This window comes from Parasphingomonas zepuensis (assembly GCF_036663735.1).
GTDB lineage: Bacteria > Pseudomonadota > Alphaproteobacteria > Sphingomonadales > Sphingomonadaceae > Sphingomonas.
Genome location: NZ_JAXOJO010000006.1, coordinates 134395 through 150048 on the forward strand (window position 1 = coordinate 134395; position 15654 = coordinate 150048).

General features: G+C 66.8%; 8 protein-coding genes. 4 read left to right on the forward strand and 4 right to left on the reverse strand.

The annotated features are described in order from the left end of the window. The first annotated feature begins 266 nt into the window (after window positions 1-266). A complete protein-coding gene (locus U1769_RS21190) occupies window positions 267-2099 on the forward strand; it encodes an autotransporter assembly complex protein TamA (protein ID WP_332720021.1) in 1833 nt (610 codons plus the stop codon). Further along, window positions 2099-6292 carry a translocation/assembly module TamB domain-containing protein gene (locus U1769_RS21195; protein ID WP_332720022.1) on the forward strand — a complete coding sequence of 1398 codons (4194 nt, stop codon included), beginning with the start codon at window positions 2099-2101 and terminating at the stop codon, window positions 6290-6292. The genes U1769_RS21190 and U1769_RS21195 overlap by 1 nt, the downstream gene beginning before the upstream one ends. A 4-nt stretch (window positions 6293-6296) precedes the next feature. Here the strand turns inward: U1769_RS21195 and betA are convergent, their stop codons facing one another. Both betA and betB read right to left on the reverse strand, forming a co-directional pair. Further along, on the reverse strand, window positions 6297-7952 hold the full coding sequence (gene betA / locus U1769_RS21200; protein WP_332720023.1) for a choline dehydrogenase: 1656 nt from the start codon (window positions 7950-7952) through the stop codon (window positions 6297-6299). A gap of 22 nt (window positions 7953-7974) precedes the next feature. Further along, entirely contained in the window at window positions 7975-10011 is a 2037-nt protein-coding gene (gene betB, locus U1769_RS21205) for a betaine-aldehyde dehydrogenase (RefSeq protein ID WP_332720024.1), read from the reverse strand. Between the two features lie 140 nt (window positions 10012-10151). On the opposite strand from betB, the gene choW reads away from it, so the two are divergent. Both choW and U1769_RS21215 read left to right on the forward strand, forming a co-directional pair. After that, entirely contained in the window at window positions 10152-11939 is a 1788-nt protein-coding gene (choW, locus tag U1769_RS21210; protein WP_332720025.1) for a choline ABC transporter permease subunit, read from the forward strand. Then, window positions 11939-13129, forward strand: a complete 1191-nt coding sequence (locus U1769_RS21215; RefSeq protein WP_332720026.1) for a quaternary amine ABC transporter ATP-binding protein — start codon at window positions 11939-11941, stop codon at window positions 13127-13129. The genes choW and U1769_RS21215 overlap by 1 nt, the downstream gene beginning before the upstream one ends. A gap of 2 nt (window positions 13130-13131) precedes the next feature. Here the strand turns inward: U1769_RS21215 and betC are convergent, their stop codons facing one another. Next, entirely contained in the window at window positions 13132-14661 is a 1530-nt protein-coding gene (betC, locus tag U1769_RS21220; RefSeq protein ID WP_332720027.1) for a choline-sulfatase, read from the reverse strand. Window positions 14662-14898: 237 nt separating this feature from the next. Next, entirely contained in the window at window positions 14899-15612 is a 714-nt protein-coding gene (locus U1769_RS21225) for a M23 family metallopeptidase (RefSeq protein WP_332720142.1), read from the reverse strand. Window positions 15613-15654 lie beyond the last annotated feature (42 nt).

The window sequence follows — 15654 nt, forward strand, 5'->3', positions numbered from 1 at the left end:
AGCGGGCCGCGGACCCGCTTGAGCAGGCCCGCGCGTCGGCTGAGCCCGCGAAACCGGCGGACGAGGCGATCGTCACCGATTCCCAGTTTCAGGAGGCATTGCCGCCGATCGATCCAGCGCTCGCTGCGCCACTTGCCCCGATCGAGAGCATCGATGCCCTACCGGACGACGCGGCGTCTGCCGCGACGGCCACAGCACCGCCGAGTTCCCCAGTCTCTCCGGTCTCCCCGGTCTCTCAGACCGCCCCTTCAGCTACGGCGGCCACGTTGTCCGCCGATCTGGCGATCGATCAGCCGCTGCCGCCGCTCGCCGGCTTCGATGTCGAGCCGCCCGCGGCCACCGCGGCGGACGTCGCCGATACGGTCCCCGAAATCCGCTATTCGGTGACGGTCGACGGGCTCGACAAGGTGGAGCTGGAAGGGCCTTTCCGCGCTCTGTCGGCGCTCGACAAGGGCGATGGCAAGGGCGCGAACGGCGCGGTGATCGCCGCCCGGGCGCGCGAGGATGAAGGGCTCGCGCTGCGCCTGCTCCGCTCCGAAGGCTATTATGACGGTGTCGTCACCTCGCGGGTCGAGCCGGTTCGGGACCAGCCGGGCCGGGCGGTCGCGACGATCACCGCGTCGCCGGGCGGGCGCTATGCGCTCGGGACCATCGATGTGGTCGGGCCCGTGACCATACCGGCGGGTCTCGCCCGGGATGCGCTTGCGCTGCGGACCGGCGATCCGATCGTCGCCGCGGCGATCGAGGCGGCGGAGGCCGCGATTGCGCTGAAGCTGCCGCAGCAGGGCTACCCCTTCGTGACGGTCGGCGACCGCGACATCGTCCTCGACGACGCGACTCACATCGGGGATTATACCCTGCCGGTCGATCCGGGGCCGCGCTCGTCCTTCGGCACCTACTCCACCACCGGCAAGCTAGCCTTCGATGCCGATCATGTCGGCGTGCTCGCCCGCTTCCGCCCCGGCGAGCTCTATGACGAACGCCGGGTCAACGATCTGCGCGAGGCGCTGGTCGCGACGGGCTTGTTCGACAGCGTCGCGGTCCAGCCCAATCGCACCGGCCGCGTGGCCGCCGACGGCACCGAAGTGGTCGATCTGTTGGTCACCCAGAATGCCGGCAAGCCGCGCCGGCTGGCCGCGACCGGCGGCTATTCGACCGGCGAGGGCTTCCGCCTCGACGCCAGCTGGACTCACCGCAACCTGTTCGTGCCCGAAGGCTCGCTGTCCTTCTCCGGCACCGCGGGCACGCAGCAACAGGCTGTGTCCAGCACCTTCCGCCGCGCCAATGCCGGCCGGCGCGACAAGACGGTCTCGCTGTCGCTCGCCGCGAGCCGCCAGGATTTCGATGCCTATACCGCGCTGACGGTCGGCATCAACGGCCGCATCTCGCTCGATTCGACGCCGATCTGGCAGAAGAAATGGACCTGGGCCTATGGCTTCGAGATCCTCGGCGCGCGTGAGGACACGTTCCAGCCGGCGCGCGGCACCCGCGCGTTCCAGAACTACGGGATCGGCGGCATCAATGGCCAGCTTGCGTTCGACAGTTCGGATAGCCTGCTGAACCCCACCAGGGGCTTCCGCGCGATGATCCGCCTCAGCCCCGAGACCTCGCAGACCGAGGGCAGCAACTACCGCTACGTCCGCGCCCAGATCGACGGCAGCACCTATTATCCCGTCTCGGACAGTCTCGTCATCGCCGCGCGCCTCCGCGCCGCCTCGATCGCCGGAGCCCCGCGCGACGCCATCGCGCCGTCGCGGCGGCTCTATTCGGGCGGGGGCGGATCGGTCCGCGGCTATGGCTTCCAGGGACTAGGTCCGCGCGATCCGGACAATGATCCAATCGGCGGGCGCAGCCTGGTCGAGGGCGCGATAGAGGCGCGATACCGTTTCGGCGATTTCGGCATCGTGCCCTTCTTCGATGTCGGCCAGGCCTATAGCTCGACCCAGCCCAAATTCACCGATCTGCGCTATGGCGCGGGCATCGGCGGCCGCTTCTACACCAATTTCGGCCCGCTCCGGCTCGACGTGGCTACGCCGATCGGACGGCGTGCAGGCGATCCCAAGGTGGCGATCTACATCTCGATCGGGCAGGCCTTCTGATGACCGACGAGATCGCCCTGGAGCCTGCTCCGCGCCGGACGCCCCTGGCCTGGCGCATCGCCAAATGGCTTGGGGTCGTCATCGCCGCCCTGCTCGTCCTGGCGGTGCTGGCGGTCTTCGCCCTCAACACGGCGCCGGGCCGGCGCTTCGTCGTCAGCCAGTTCTCGGGCTATGAAACCGCGTCCGGGCTGAAGGTCGAATTCGGCGGGATCGACGGATCGCTGTACGGCAAGCTCGCCATCCGCGACCTGCGGATCAGCGATCCCAAGGGCGTATTCGCCACCGCGCCGCTGGTCGATCTCGATTGGCGCCCCTTCGCCTTCCTGCGCAACCATGCCGACATCCGCTCCGCCACCGCACGCACCGTCACCCTCGCCCGGCTGCCGGAGCTGAAGCCGACCCCGTCGGACCCGAACGCACCGCTTCTGCCCGATATCGACATCGATATCGGCCGGCTGAAGGTCGATCGGCTGATCCTCGGCGCACCAGTCACCGGCGTACGCCGGGTGATGACGCTGGACACGGTCGCCCATATCGCCGACGGACGCGCCCAGATCACCGGCAATGCCGCCGCGCTCGATGGCGGCGACCGGCTCGTCCTCAATCTCGACGCAGTGCCCGACCAGAACCGCCTGATCCTCGACGCGCGCCTTACCGCACCGACAGGTGGGATCGTGGCCGGCATGGCAGGCCTGAAACAGCCGCTGGTCGCCCGCATCACCGGACGCGGCAACTGGGCCGACTGGCAGGGCAAGGCCGAGGCGATGCTCGGCAATGGCCGGCTCGCCGACCTTGTCGTGGGCGCGCGCAACGGCACCTTCACGGTCAAGGGCCCGCTCCATCCCGGCCTGATCATGACGGGCCCGGTCGAGCGACTGACCGCCCCCGCCCTGCTGGTCGATCTCACCACGACCCTCAACCAGCGCCGCGCCGAGACCCGCCTCGCCCTCAAGTCGGATGCGATCGCAGTGACCGCCAACGGCCTGCTCGATCTCGGCCAGAGCCGCTTCGGCGGCCTGCAGGTCGAGGCGCGCCTGCTCACCCCGGGCTCGATCGCGAAAGAGCTGAACGGGCGAGACGTCCGCGCCTCTCTGCGGCTCGACGGCGCCTTTGCGCGGCCGCTGGTCGATTACAAGATCAGCGCGGCGGCCATCGGCTTCGGCGAAACCGTCGTTCAGGGCCTCTATGCGGAGGGCCGCTCGCGCGTCGATGCCGATCGCATCCTGGTGCCCGTCAAGGCGCGCATCGCCCGCGTGACTGGCCTCAACGCGGCCGCCGGCGGGCTGCTCACCAACGTCACGGTGGACGGCGAATTCGCGGTCAGCGGCGATACCATCCTGTCCGACAATCTCCGGCTCCGATCGCCCCAGATCGATGCGACCGCGATCGTCGTCGCCGATCTCTCCACCGGCATCTATCGCGGTGCGCTCAAGGGCCGCATCAACAATTACCGCATCGACGGCGTCGGTATCGTGAACCTGACGACCGACATGAACCTCGTCACCGTGCCGTCTGGCGGCTTCGGCCTCCAGGGCCGTTTCGGCGTAGTGACCGTGCGCATCGACAATGCCACCGCGGCCGAGTTCCTCGGTGGCCGCACCGTGGTCGCCGGCAATCTGAGCTTCGATCCGCAGGGCGTCTTCCAGATCCGAAATCTCCGGGTCGGGGCACCGCGCTTCCGGCTGTCGGGCGGCCAGGGCAGCTACCGCCCCGATGGCCGGATCGCCTTTTCGGCACGGGGCAGCTCCGATCAATATGGTCCGCTGGCCGTCACCGTGTCCGGCACGGTCGAGCGGCCGCTCGTGACGCTGCGGGCAAGCCGCCCCAATGTCGGTGTCCAGCTCAGCGATGTGGTGGCAGTCGTACGCGGTACGGGCGCGGGCTATGCCGTGACTGCGACCGGCGGCTCGCCTTACGGCCCATTCGACGCGGACATCCTGGTCCGCACCGGCAAGGGCCCGCTGACCATCGACGTCCGCCGCAGCCGGTTCGCCGGAATCGCGTTCGCCGGGACGGTGCAGCAAAGCGCGGCAGGTCCGTTCACCGGACGGCTCACCGCCAATGGCTCCGGCGTCACCGGCACGGTTGCGCTGAGCGCCGTCGGCAAGGTCCAGCGCGCGCAGATCGCCGCCCGCGCCAATGGCGCGCACATCCCGGGTCAGGCCCAGCTCATCATCGATCGCGCGATCATCGACGCGACCCTCACGCTTTATCCGAACGCGCCGGAGATCCTCGCCGACGTGCAGCTTGCCGGCGTCCAGCAGGGCGATTTCGTGCTCAAGACGGCCCGCGCGAAAGTGAATTACCGCGGTGGCCGCGGTACCGCACAGCTCGTCGCTGACGGATCGAGCGGGGCCAGCTTCCACGTCGCCGCGAATGCCCTGCTCTCGCCCGATCTCTATCGCGTCGCCGCACAGGGACAGGTCGGAGCGATCCCCTTCCGGCTCGCCCAGCCCGCCACGATCCGTGCGGCGCGCGGCACTTACACGCTGCTGCCGGTCGCGATCGTCCTGCCCCAGGGTCAGGTGCGCGTCGCCGGACGCTATGGCAGCGGCCTGGAGTTCCAGTCCCGCTTCCAGAATTTCGACCTAGCCGTGCTCAACAGCTTCGCTGCCGGCGCCGGTATCGGCGGCCGCGCGACCGGCAGCCTCGATTTCGCCCAGGCCGGCAACGGCTTCCCTCGCGCCGATCTGCGGATCGCCGTGAAGAGCTTTACCCGCTCCGGCGCTGCGATCGTCTCCACCCCGGTCGACATCGCCGCGCAGGGCACCCTGCGGCCCGAGGGCGGCACGCTCGCCGCCGTGATCCGCCGCGGCAGTGCGGTCATCGGCCGCGCCCAGCTTCGCCTTCAGCCTGTCAGCAGCGGCGCGTGGACGACGGCGCTATCGCAGGCGCCGCTCGGCGGCGGGATCCGCTACAACGGCCCGGCCGATGTCCTGTGGAGCCTCGCCGGCATCGCTGACCAGCAGCTGTCCGGCCCAATCGGCATCGCCGCCGATTTCTCCGGCCGCCTGTCCAGCCCGCAATTGACCGGCGTCATCCGCGCCAACGCACTGACCTATGACAACGAAACCTATGGCACCCGGATCACCGCGATCCGGGTCAACGGGCGCTTCACCAACGATCGGTTCGAGATCACCGAGCTCACCGGCCGGGCCGGCAAGGGCACCGTTACCGCGCGCGGCAGCGTCGGGTTCGGCAAGGATGCCGGCTTCCCGATCGACGTTCGCGCCACGCTCGCCAACGCGCAACTCGCGCGCAGCGACGCGCTTGGCGCGACGGTATCGGGCGACATCGCCGTCACCAACAGTGCTGCTGCCGGCGCGCTGATCTCCGGCACGCTGCGCCTGCCGGAAGTGCGCTACGAAATCATCCGGCAGGGTGCCGCCGAGATCGCCGAATTGCAAGGCGTGCGCCGCAAGGGCACTACGCGCGCCCAGGCGCTGCAACAGGCCGCCGCCGCTGGCCCACCGGGCCTGTTCAAGCTCGACCTCCGCATCCGCGCCGACAATAAATTGTTCGTCAGCGGCATGGGCCTGGAAAGCGAATGGAGCGCCGATCTCCGCGTCGGCGGCACATCGGCGGCGCCCGAAGTTATCGGCAATGTCGATCTCGTCCGCGGCACCTACAATTTCGCCGGCAAGCGCTTCGATCTCGATCAGAACAGCGTGATCCGCTTCGAGGGCGGCCCCGTCTCGAACCCGTCGCTGTCGATGACCGCAACCTCGACCATCTCAGGCACGGCGATCACCATCAACATCGCCGGGCGCGCACAGAACCCGCAGATCACCTTCACCTCGTCCCCCAGCCTGCCGCAGGACGAGTTGCTGTCGCGCATCCTGTTCGGCAACTCGATCACCGAGTTGTCGCCGACTCAGGCGATCCAGCTCGCGTCCGCGCTCAACGGGCTGCGTGGGTCGGGCGGTGGCCTCAATCCGCTCGGCAAGCTGCGCTCGGCGACGGGGATCGACCGTCTTCGCATCCTCGGCGCCGACGAAGCGACCGGTCGCGGCACTGCGGTCGCCGCCGGGCAATATATCTCCAACGACATCTATGTTGAGATCGTCACCGATACGCGCGGCTTCACCGCAACTCAGATCGAGATCGCTTTGTCGAAGGCGCTCAGCCTGCTCAGCCAGACCGGGGGCTCGAATGGCACCGCGATCAACCTGCGCTATTCGAAGGACTATTAGGCCGTCAGCGCTGCGCCGTTTCCCACCCGGTCGCCCGGTGGAACGGCGCGTTGGATGGCGCCAGCATCGGCCGCCCCAGGATATGGTCGGCCGCCTTTTCCCCGATCATGATCGTCGGGGCGTTGAGGTTCCCGGTCGTCACTGACGGCATCGTCGAGGAATCGACCACGCGCAGCCCTTCGACCCCGCGCACGCGCAGTTGCGGATCGACCACCGCCATCGGATCGCCATCGGCGCCCATCTTGCAGGTGCAGGATGGGTGATAGGCGCTCTCCACCTTCTCCCGCACGAACGCGTCGATCTGCTCGTCCGTTACGACATCGGCGCCCGGCTGGAGCTCCCGTCCGCGATAGGGATCGAACGCCGCCTGCGCGAAAATCTCGCGCGTCAGCCGCACACAGGCGCGCATCTCGGTCCAGTCGTCGGGATGGCTCATATAGTTGAACAGGATCTCGGGCTTTTCCGCCGGATCGCCCGAACGGAGGCGCACATGCCCCCGGCTCTTGGATCGCATCGGCCCGACATGCGCCTGGTATCCATGGCCCTCCGCCATCGAACTGCCGTCATAGGAGACCGCCATCGGCAGGAAATGATATTGGATATCGGGATAGCCGATCCCCGGCCGGCTGCGGATGAAGCCGCAGCTCTCGAAATGATTGGTCGCGCCGAGCCCGTCCTTCAGCGCCAGCCACCGCGCGCCGATCGCAAGCTTCGACAGCGGGTTCATCGACGAATAGAGCGTGATCGGCTGCGTGCATTCGATCTGGAAATAGAATTCCAGATGGTCCTGCAGATTCTCGCCCACGCCCGGCAGATCATGCACCACCGCGATGCCATGCCGCCGCAACTCGGCCGCCGGTCCCACGCCAGAGAGCTTGAGCAGCTGCGGCGAATTGATCGGCCCACCCGACAGAATTACCTCAGCGCGTGCGTGCGCGACATGATCGGTTCCGCCGCGGCGATAGGCGACGCCGGTCGCGCGCTTGCCCTCGAACAACACCCGGCTGGCCAGCGCGTTCGTCAGCACGGTCAGGTTCGGTCGCGCCATGGCCGGCTTCAGATAGGCATTGGCCGCGCTCCAGCGGCGCCCGTCCTTCACCGTCATGTCCATCCGGCCAAAGCCCTCCTGCCGTTCGCCGTTGACGTCGTCCGTCGCGGCATAACCAGCCTGGCCCGCGGCCTCGACGAACGCCTCGTAGAGCGGGTTTTTCAGCCGGCCGTAGCGCGTGTGCAGCTTGCCCTCATCGCCGCGATAGGCGTCGCCGCCTTCCTGCCGGTTCTCGGCGCGCCGGAAATAGGGCAGCACATCGGCATAACCCCATCCGGCCGCGCCCTCGTCGCGCCAGCGCTCGAAATCCATCGGATTGCCGCGAATATAGACGAGCCCGTTGATCGACGACGATCCCCCGAGCACCTTGCCGCGCGGCACGTGCATCCGCCGCCCGTTCAGCTGCGGCTCCGGCTCGGTCTCATATTGCCAGGTATATTTGGCCATGTTCATCGGGATCGCCAGCGCGCTCGGCATCTGGATGAAGACCGATCGATCCGATCCGCCGAATTCCAGCACCAGCACGCTGTGCCCCGCCTCGGTCAGCCGGTCCGCCAGCACGCAGCCGGCCGATCCGGCACCGACGACTATATAATCATATGTGTCTGCCATCCGCGGCATCCTCGCTATCGGCTCAATAGGGGCAATCGATGTCGGCCAGGGCGACGTAGACGCTCTTGATCCGGGTATAATGCTCGATCGCGGCCAGCCCGTTCTCGCGGCCGATGCCCGATCCCTTCACGCCGCCGAACGGCAACTCGATCGGCGTGATATTATACTGGTTGATCCAGCACGTGCCCGCATCCAGCCGCGCGATCACGCGGTGCCCGCGCGTCAGATCGTGGGTGAAGACGGCGGCGGCAAGGCCGAACTCGGTGTCGTTCGCGCGGGCGATCACCTCATCCTCGTCATCGAACGGCAGGACGGTCATCACTGGCCCGAATACTTCGTCGCGCACGATCGAGGCGCGGTCGTCCGCGGCAAGGAAGATCGTCGGTGCGACATAATAGCCATCGGCCAGCGCCCCCGATTCCAGCCGCGCGCCGCCCGCCACAAGCGTGACGCCTTCCTGCTTCGCCCGCTCGATATGCGCCAGCACCCGGTCCATCTGCTCGCGGCTGACGAGCGGGCCGATCTGCGTTGCCGGATCGGCCGGATCGCCGATCCGCAGCCGCGCGGTGCGCTCGGTCAGATCGGCGAGGAAAGGATCGAGGACCGCCCGCTGGACGAACACCCGCGTCCCGTTCGAGCAGACCTGCCCGGAGGAATAGAAATTGCCCAGCATCGCGCCGGACACGGCATTGCCGATATCGGCGTCGGCGAAGACGATCAGCGGCGATTTGCCGCCCAGCTCGAGCGTCACCGGCTTGAGCCCTTCGGCCGCCGCCGCCATCACGCGCTTGCCAGTCGGCACCGATCCGGTGAGCGACACCTTGGCGATCCCAGGATGGCGAACCAGCGCGCTGCCGGTCTCGCCATAACCGAGCACGACCTGGAACACGCCCTCGGGCAGGCCGGCTTCCAGAAAGATCTTCTCCAGCTCGATTGCCGTGAGAGGGGTCTGCTCGGCCGGCTTGAACAGCATGGCGTTGCCGCAGGCGAGCGCCGGCGCGGCCTTCCAGCAGGCGATCTGTAGCGGGTAATTCCACGCCCCGATGCCGGCGACGATGCCGAGCGGCTCGCGCCGCGTATAGCCGAACGCGGCAGGGCCGAGATCGATATGCTGGCCAGCAATGGTCGCGGCGACGCCGGCATAATATTCGAGGCAATCCGCCCCGGACAGGACATCGACCGCCAGCGTCTCCTGCACGGGCTTGCCGGTATTGCGCGTTTCGAGGAGCGCCAGGTCGGCATTGCGCTCGCGCAACAGGTCCGCGGCGCGGCGCAGCACCCGGCCGCGCTCGGTCCCGGTCATCGCCGCCCAGATCGTCTGCCCGGCCGCAGCCCGCCCTACCATCGCGTCCAGCGCTTCCGACGGCGTCACGGACAGCGTCGCGATCACTCGCCCGGTTGCGGGATCGACGGGCTGGATCGTGCTCCGTGCCACGCCAAGGTCCGCACCCTTCGCCAGGGCGAGGTGGCGATCGACGAAGGAGGTAAGCAGCTGGCGCGCGGAATCACCGTCGGTCTCGGTCCAGCCCGAAAGGGCACCGCGCAGCCACACGCCGTCGATCATCGCCGCGATCATCGTCGCCAGCCGCCGCGCCTCCGGCGCATCGACCAGCGGCCGCAGGGCTTCGCGCAGATTGGACAGGAGCCGCTTCTGATAGATGCGCTGCAGCCGCCCTAGACCCGGGGTGTGGAGCACCTGCCCCCAGAAGGCGAGCCACGCGGTGCTGGTGCGCTGATCGAAACATTCCGACGCCAAAGTCGCATCGATGATTGCCTGAAGCCGCTCGCGCGGTGTCTCGGCGAGTTTCTGGCGCACGCGCATGGTATCGCCCAGACGCGTGATCAGTGACCGGAACGTCGCCTCGAGCAGGCTGTTCTTGTCGCCGAAATAATGCGCGACGAGCCCGGCCGAGATGCCGGCACGGCCGGCGATTTCCCCAAGCGTCGTGCCGACAAAGCCGACTTCGGCCAAGCTGTCGATGGTCGATTCGATCACCTGCGCTCGGCGCGAATCCTCGATCGGGCGCGGAAGGGTCGCCGTGGCGACGGGAGGAGTCATGCATACCTCTTGAATGATCGTTCAACGACGATGACAAGCGTTTGCGCGATTATTTCGCGCTGACCAAGAAAAATATGAGGCAGGGCTTGCGCTCGCGTTGAATGTCCAGTCAACTCCCGGTGGGGACGGGGAGAACGCCGGTGCCGAGATTCTGGTTGTTACTGGGTTCACTGCTCGCGATGACATTGGGGGCCACGCCCGCTTCAGCGCAGGAGCCGGCCGCCTGCCGCACCGTGCGCATGGCCGATGTCGGCTGGGCGGATGTCACCGCCACGACGGCGGTCGCCAGCCAGATCCTCGCGGGACTCGGCTATCAGCCCCGCACCACGATCCTGTCGGTCCCGGTCACCTTCAATTCGATGGCAGCCGGCGATATCGATGTGTTCCTCGGCAACTGGATGCCGATGCAGGATGCGGACCTGAAGCCCTTCCGGGACAAGGGCCATGTGCAGACGGTTCGCGCCAACCTGACCGAGGCGCGCTACACGCTGGCGGTGCCGGCCGATCTGTTTGCGGCAGGCCTGACGGATTTTTCGAAGATCCATCTGTTCGCCGACAAGCTTGGCGGCAAGATCTACGGCATCGAACCGGGTAATGACGGCAACCGGCTGGTGCTTGGGATGATCCAGAAGAACCAGTTCGGGCTCGGCAAATTCACCCTCATCGAAAGCAGCGAACAAGGCATGCTCGCTGAAGTCGAGCGTGCGGTGCGCGACAAGCGGCCGATCGTCTTCCTCGGCTGGCAGCCGCATCCGATGAACGATCGCTTCGCGATGCGTTATCTGTCGGGTGGCGACGCTGTGTTCGGCCCCAATTTCGGCGGCGCGAAGGTCTACACCACCGTGCGCCGCGGCTACCTGGCCGCTTGCCCCAATGTCGGCCGCCTGCTGCAGAACCTGTCGTTCCGTGTCAGCGACGAAAATGCGCTGATGGAGGCCGGACTTACCAGCGGCGATCCCGAAGCGGCGGCCCGGCACTGGCTCGCCGCGCATCCCGATCGGCTCGCGGCGTGGCTGAAGGATGTGTCCACCGTCGATGGCCAGCCCGGGCTGGCCGCGGTGTCGGCCCAGCTCGGCGAGACCGGCGCGACCAACTTCATCACCGCCCACAAAATCCCGGTCGGCGCGTGGATGGCCGATATCGTCGAGACCATCAAAGGCCGGGGCCAGATATTCGCGCTCGTCACGCTGGTGGTCGGATCGGCCGTGAACGGGCTCACCGCCCTGCTCAATGCGGTCCCGCCGGTGCTCGGCGCGCTGCTCATCGCAGTCCTTGCCTATGTCCTGCGGCGCTCGATCCCGCTTGCCCTGTTCGTCGCAGCGGCGCTGCTGTTCATCATCAACCAGGGCTATTGGGCAGCCACGATGGAAACGCTGTCGCTGGTCCTGTTCGCTGCCCTCACCTCCACGATCATCGGGGTGCCGATCGGCATCTGGGCCGGCCACCGGCCCCGCGCCTTCAGCTGGATGCGCCCAGTGCTCGATCTGATGCAGACTCTGCCGACCTTCGTCTATCTGATCCCGACGCTGGTCCTGTTCGGCCTGGGCGTGGTGCCGGGGCTGATCTCCACCGTCATCTTTGCCCTGCCCGCCCCGATACGTCTGACTCAATTGGGCATCATGAACGTGCCCCGGCCGTTGATCGAAGCCGGCGAATCCTTCGGCGCGACCCGCTGGCAGTTGCTCACCAAGATCGAGCTGCCTGCCGCCTCGGGCTCGATCCTGGCCGGCGTCACCCAGTGCATCATGCTCAGCCTGTCGATGGTCGTGATCGCCGCCCTTGTCGGCGCCGGCGGGCTGGGCGTGCCCGTCGTGCGGGCACTCAACACGGTGCAGGTCGGCATGGGCTTCGAAGCGGGTTTCGCGATCGTCCTGCTCGCCATCATCCTCGATCGCATGACGCGCAACGAACCGGCAGGAGCCGCCTGATGCCTCTCGCGCTCGAATTCCGCGATGTCGACATCCTGTTCTGCCCGGGCGCCGGGCGGAAGCACGAAGCGAAGCTGGCGGCGGCGCTGGCGCGGCTTGACGCCGGCGCGACGCGCGCCGAACTCGCCGCTGAGTTCCGCGTCACGCTCGGCGTGGCGGGGGCGAACCTTGCCGTTGAGCAGGGCAAGATCTCGGTGCTGATGGGCCTGTCCGGCTCGGGAAAATCGACTCTGCTGCGCGCGGCCAACGGGCTCAACAAGGTGACGCGCGGGCAAGTGCTGGTGCAGGACGGCGTCGGCGCCAAGGACATCGCCGAATGCGACGAAGGTGTGCTGCGCCACATCCGCCGGCGCCGCATCGCGATGGTGTTCCAGCAATTCGCCCTTCTGCCTTGGCGCACCGTGCGCGAGAATGTCGCGCTCGGGCTTGAGCTGCGCGGACAATCCCGCGCCGAGATCGCCGGCATCGTCGACGAGCGGCTGGCGCTGGTCGGCCTCGAAGGCTGGGGCGATCGCTATGCCAGCGAACTGTCCGGCGGGATGCAGCAGCGCGTCGGGCTCGCCCGTGCCTTCGCCACGGATGCCGACATCCTGCTGATGGACGAGCCCTTCTCCGCGCTCGATCCGTTGATCCGCGCCCGGCTGCAGGACGAATTGCTGGCGCTGCAGGAGCAGGTGCAGAAGACGATCCTGTTCGTCAGCCATGATCTCGAGGAAGCGATCAAGCTCGGCGATCAGGTGACGATCCTGGAGGGCGGCCGCATCATCCAGAGCGGCACCGGCGAGGACATCGTGCTGCGTCCCGAAACCAATTATGTCGCCGATTTCGTCCGGCACATGAACCCGATGAGTGTGATGACCGGCGCCACCGTGATGCGGCCGCTCGCCGATCTCGTGCGCGACGATCTCGGCCTGGTGATCGACCGGGTCGGGCGTTACCGCCTGACCGAGAGCCTGTCGCAGGTCGCGCTGGACGGGACCCGGCAGGATTTCACGCATGTCGAGGATCTGAGCGTCGTGGGGGTTCCCGATGGGATCATTTCCACGCCGGTCGATGCCCCGATCCGGGATCTGATGCGGCTGTGTGCCCAGCGCGACCATCCGATCCTCCTGACCGGTCCCGAGGGAATCGTCGGCGTGTGCGATCGCAAGAGCCTGCTCATCGCTCTCGCCGGCAGCAGGCCGGCCTGAGCCTATTCCTGCCGCACGCGGGGGAAGCGCGCCGCTGCCTCGATATCCTCGAGATCCATATGCGCCCGCACATATTGCTGCGCGGCATCGCGATAGGGCTGGAAGTCCCATGATGTGAGCGCGCCGCGTTGCGCCGCCGCGGCGACGAGCCGCCGGCGCCGCTGGCTGTCCAGCACTTCCTCGTTCAGCCGGCCAAGGTCCCAGCGTTCGGCCACTTCCCGGTGAAATGCGGCGACCCGTTCGGCCTGCGCCGGATCGGCCGCGAGATTGTGCAGCTCGTCGGGATCTGCCGAAAGATCGAACAGCTGATCGGGATCGACCGGCGAATGGATGAACTTCCACTGCCCACGCCGGATCATCACGATCGGCGCGAGCGCCGCCTCCCCCAAGTACTCAGCAATCACACCGTCCGGGCCGTCGCCGCCGGTCAGATGCGGCACCAGGCTGGTTCCGTCCGCCGCCGAGATCAGCTTTTCGGGAACCGGCGCTCCCGCCATCTCGACGAAGGTCGGCAACAGGTCGATCAACGATACGCTTTCCGCCACCCGGCGCGGCGCGAACCGGCCGGGCGCGTGGACGATCATCGGGATTCGCGCGCCGCCCTCGAAGAAGTTCATCTTGTACCAGAGGTCGCGCTCGCCGAGCATTTCACCGTGATCGCCGATCACGACCACCACCGTATCCCCGGCCAGGCCGCTATCGGCCAGCGCATCCAGCACTACCCCAAACTGTTCGTCGACGAACGCGATCGATCCGTAATAGGCGTGCCGCGCCGCGCGCACCTGCGCGTCGGTCACTTCTTCCAGATCGTTGCCGCACACGTGCCGCAGCCGGCGCGAATGCGGATCGCGCTGCTCAGCCGGAATATGCACTCGCGGCATCTCGATCTCGGCATCGTCATAGAGATCCCAGTAACGCTGCGGGATCGCGAACGGATCGTGCGGGTGAGTCAGCGACATCACCATGAAGAAGGGCCGCGCATCATTGCTGCGCGCGATCTCGAACAGCTTGCGCCGCGTGACGAACGTCACCTCCTCGTCGAAATCGAGCTGGTTGGTGCGCACGCACGGCCCGGCGCTCGTCACTGAATCCATCGAATGATACCAGCTCGGCCGCGCCTCGAAATCGGACCAGTCGGGCGTCCAGCCGAAATCGGCGGGGTAGATGTCGGTGGTCAGCCGCTCCTCGAAACCGTGCAACTGGTCCGGCCCGACAAAGTGCATCTTGCCGGCAAGGATCGTCTGATATCCCTGATAGCGGAGATAATGCGCGATCGTCGGCTGGTCGGCGGGAAACTCGCAGGCATTGTCATAGGCGCCGATGGCGGAGGGCAGGCGCCCCGCCATCCATGAGAAGCGCGACGGCGCGCATAACGGGCTGTTGCAATAGGCGCTGTCGAACACGACACCTTCGGCCGCCAGCCGCGACAGGTTCGGCGCCATGACGACGGGGTGCCCATAAGCCGGCAGAAAGGCCGGGGCCAGCTGGTCTGCCATCAGGACCAGGATATTGGGTCCGCGTGCCTCGCTCATCATCCCGCTCCACCTGATCGTCCCAACCTGCCTAACGGGATGATGGGCCGGATGGGAAGCCGCCGCGCCCTTAACTGTCCCATTAGTCCGCGTGATACCGCTGGCCTCGTACCGCACACGGGCCCGCCCGCTGGTGGTGAAAATCTGAAACTTGATACCCGAGCAGGATGCTACCGCTAGCGCCACAGAGCAGGCGCTTATTTTAGGCTGCGTTGAGATCCAACCGGCGCTCGCTGATCAGCGGGACGAGCGCCCGCACTTGAGTGCCGAGTAGACTGCGTCCTTTATCACTTCCCTTGTTTCGGGCAGGCAAAAGCGAGGCACGCGGTTGCGGCGGCTTTCCGGATTGTCCGTAATAAACCCGCCTTCGTCGATCGGATTATCTTTCGCAGGCACTGCGACTTCAAAATGCAAATGCGAAAGCATGGCGCAGCCCACGCTACCTTCGTCCCCAAGATACTGTCCGACCTTCACATGCTGCCCGACCGAGAGCCCGGCATCTCCGGTGGTCGTTCCATGGCGCATGTGGGAATAGAGCGTCCATTCGCCATTGGGGTGTGCGATCCAGAGATAGTTGTTGCGGCAATCTGCCGCCGCTCGCCCGCTCTGCTGTGCAGCAAAACCATCTTGAATGGCCATCACCGTGCCGGCTGCGGCCGCGACGATTCGATGCGTCTGTCCCTGCCGGGGCTCCCCTACCAGATCGACCCGAGTGACTGGGCGATGAGTGCGTGCATCATCGAACACTGAAACTCTTGATCCATCGGCATAAGGCAGCCGATAAACGCCTTGAGACATGATGGCGCCAGTCGGGCTGAGCAAGGGCATTGAGACACGGGGTTTCTCAAACAATCCCGGCGAAGTACCTCCACATGCAGCCAATGCCGCGATTCCGATCAGGCTCAACGCTCGCATGGATGAATGGTAACTTCGGCAATGTCCGTTGACCATCACTCATTGCCGTTCGCGACCAGACTGTGCCGGGTACCAAAA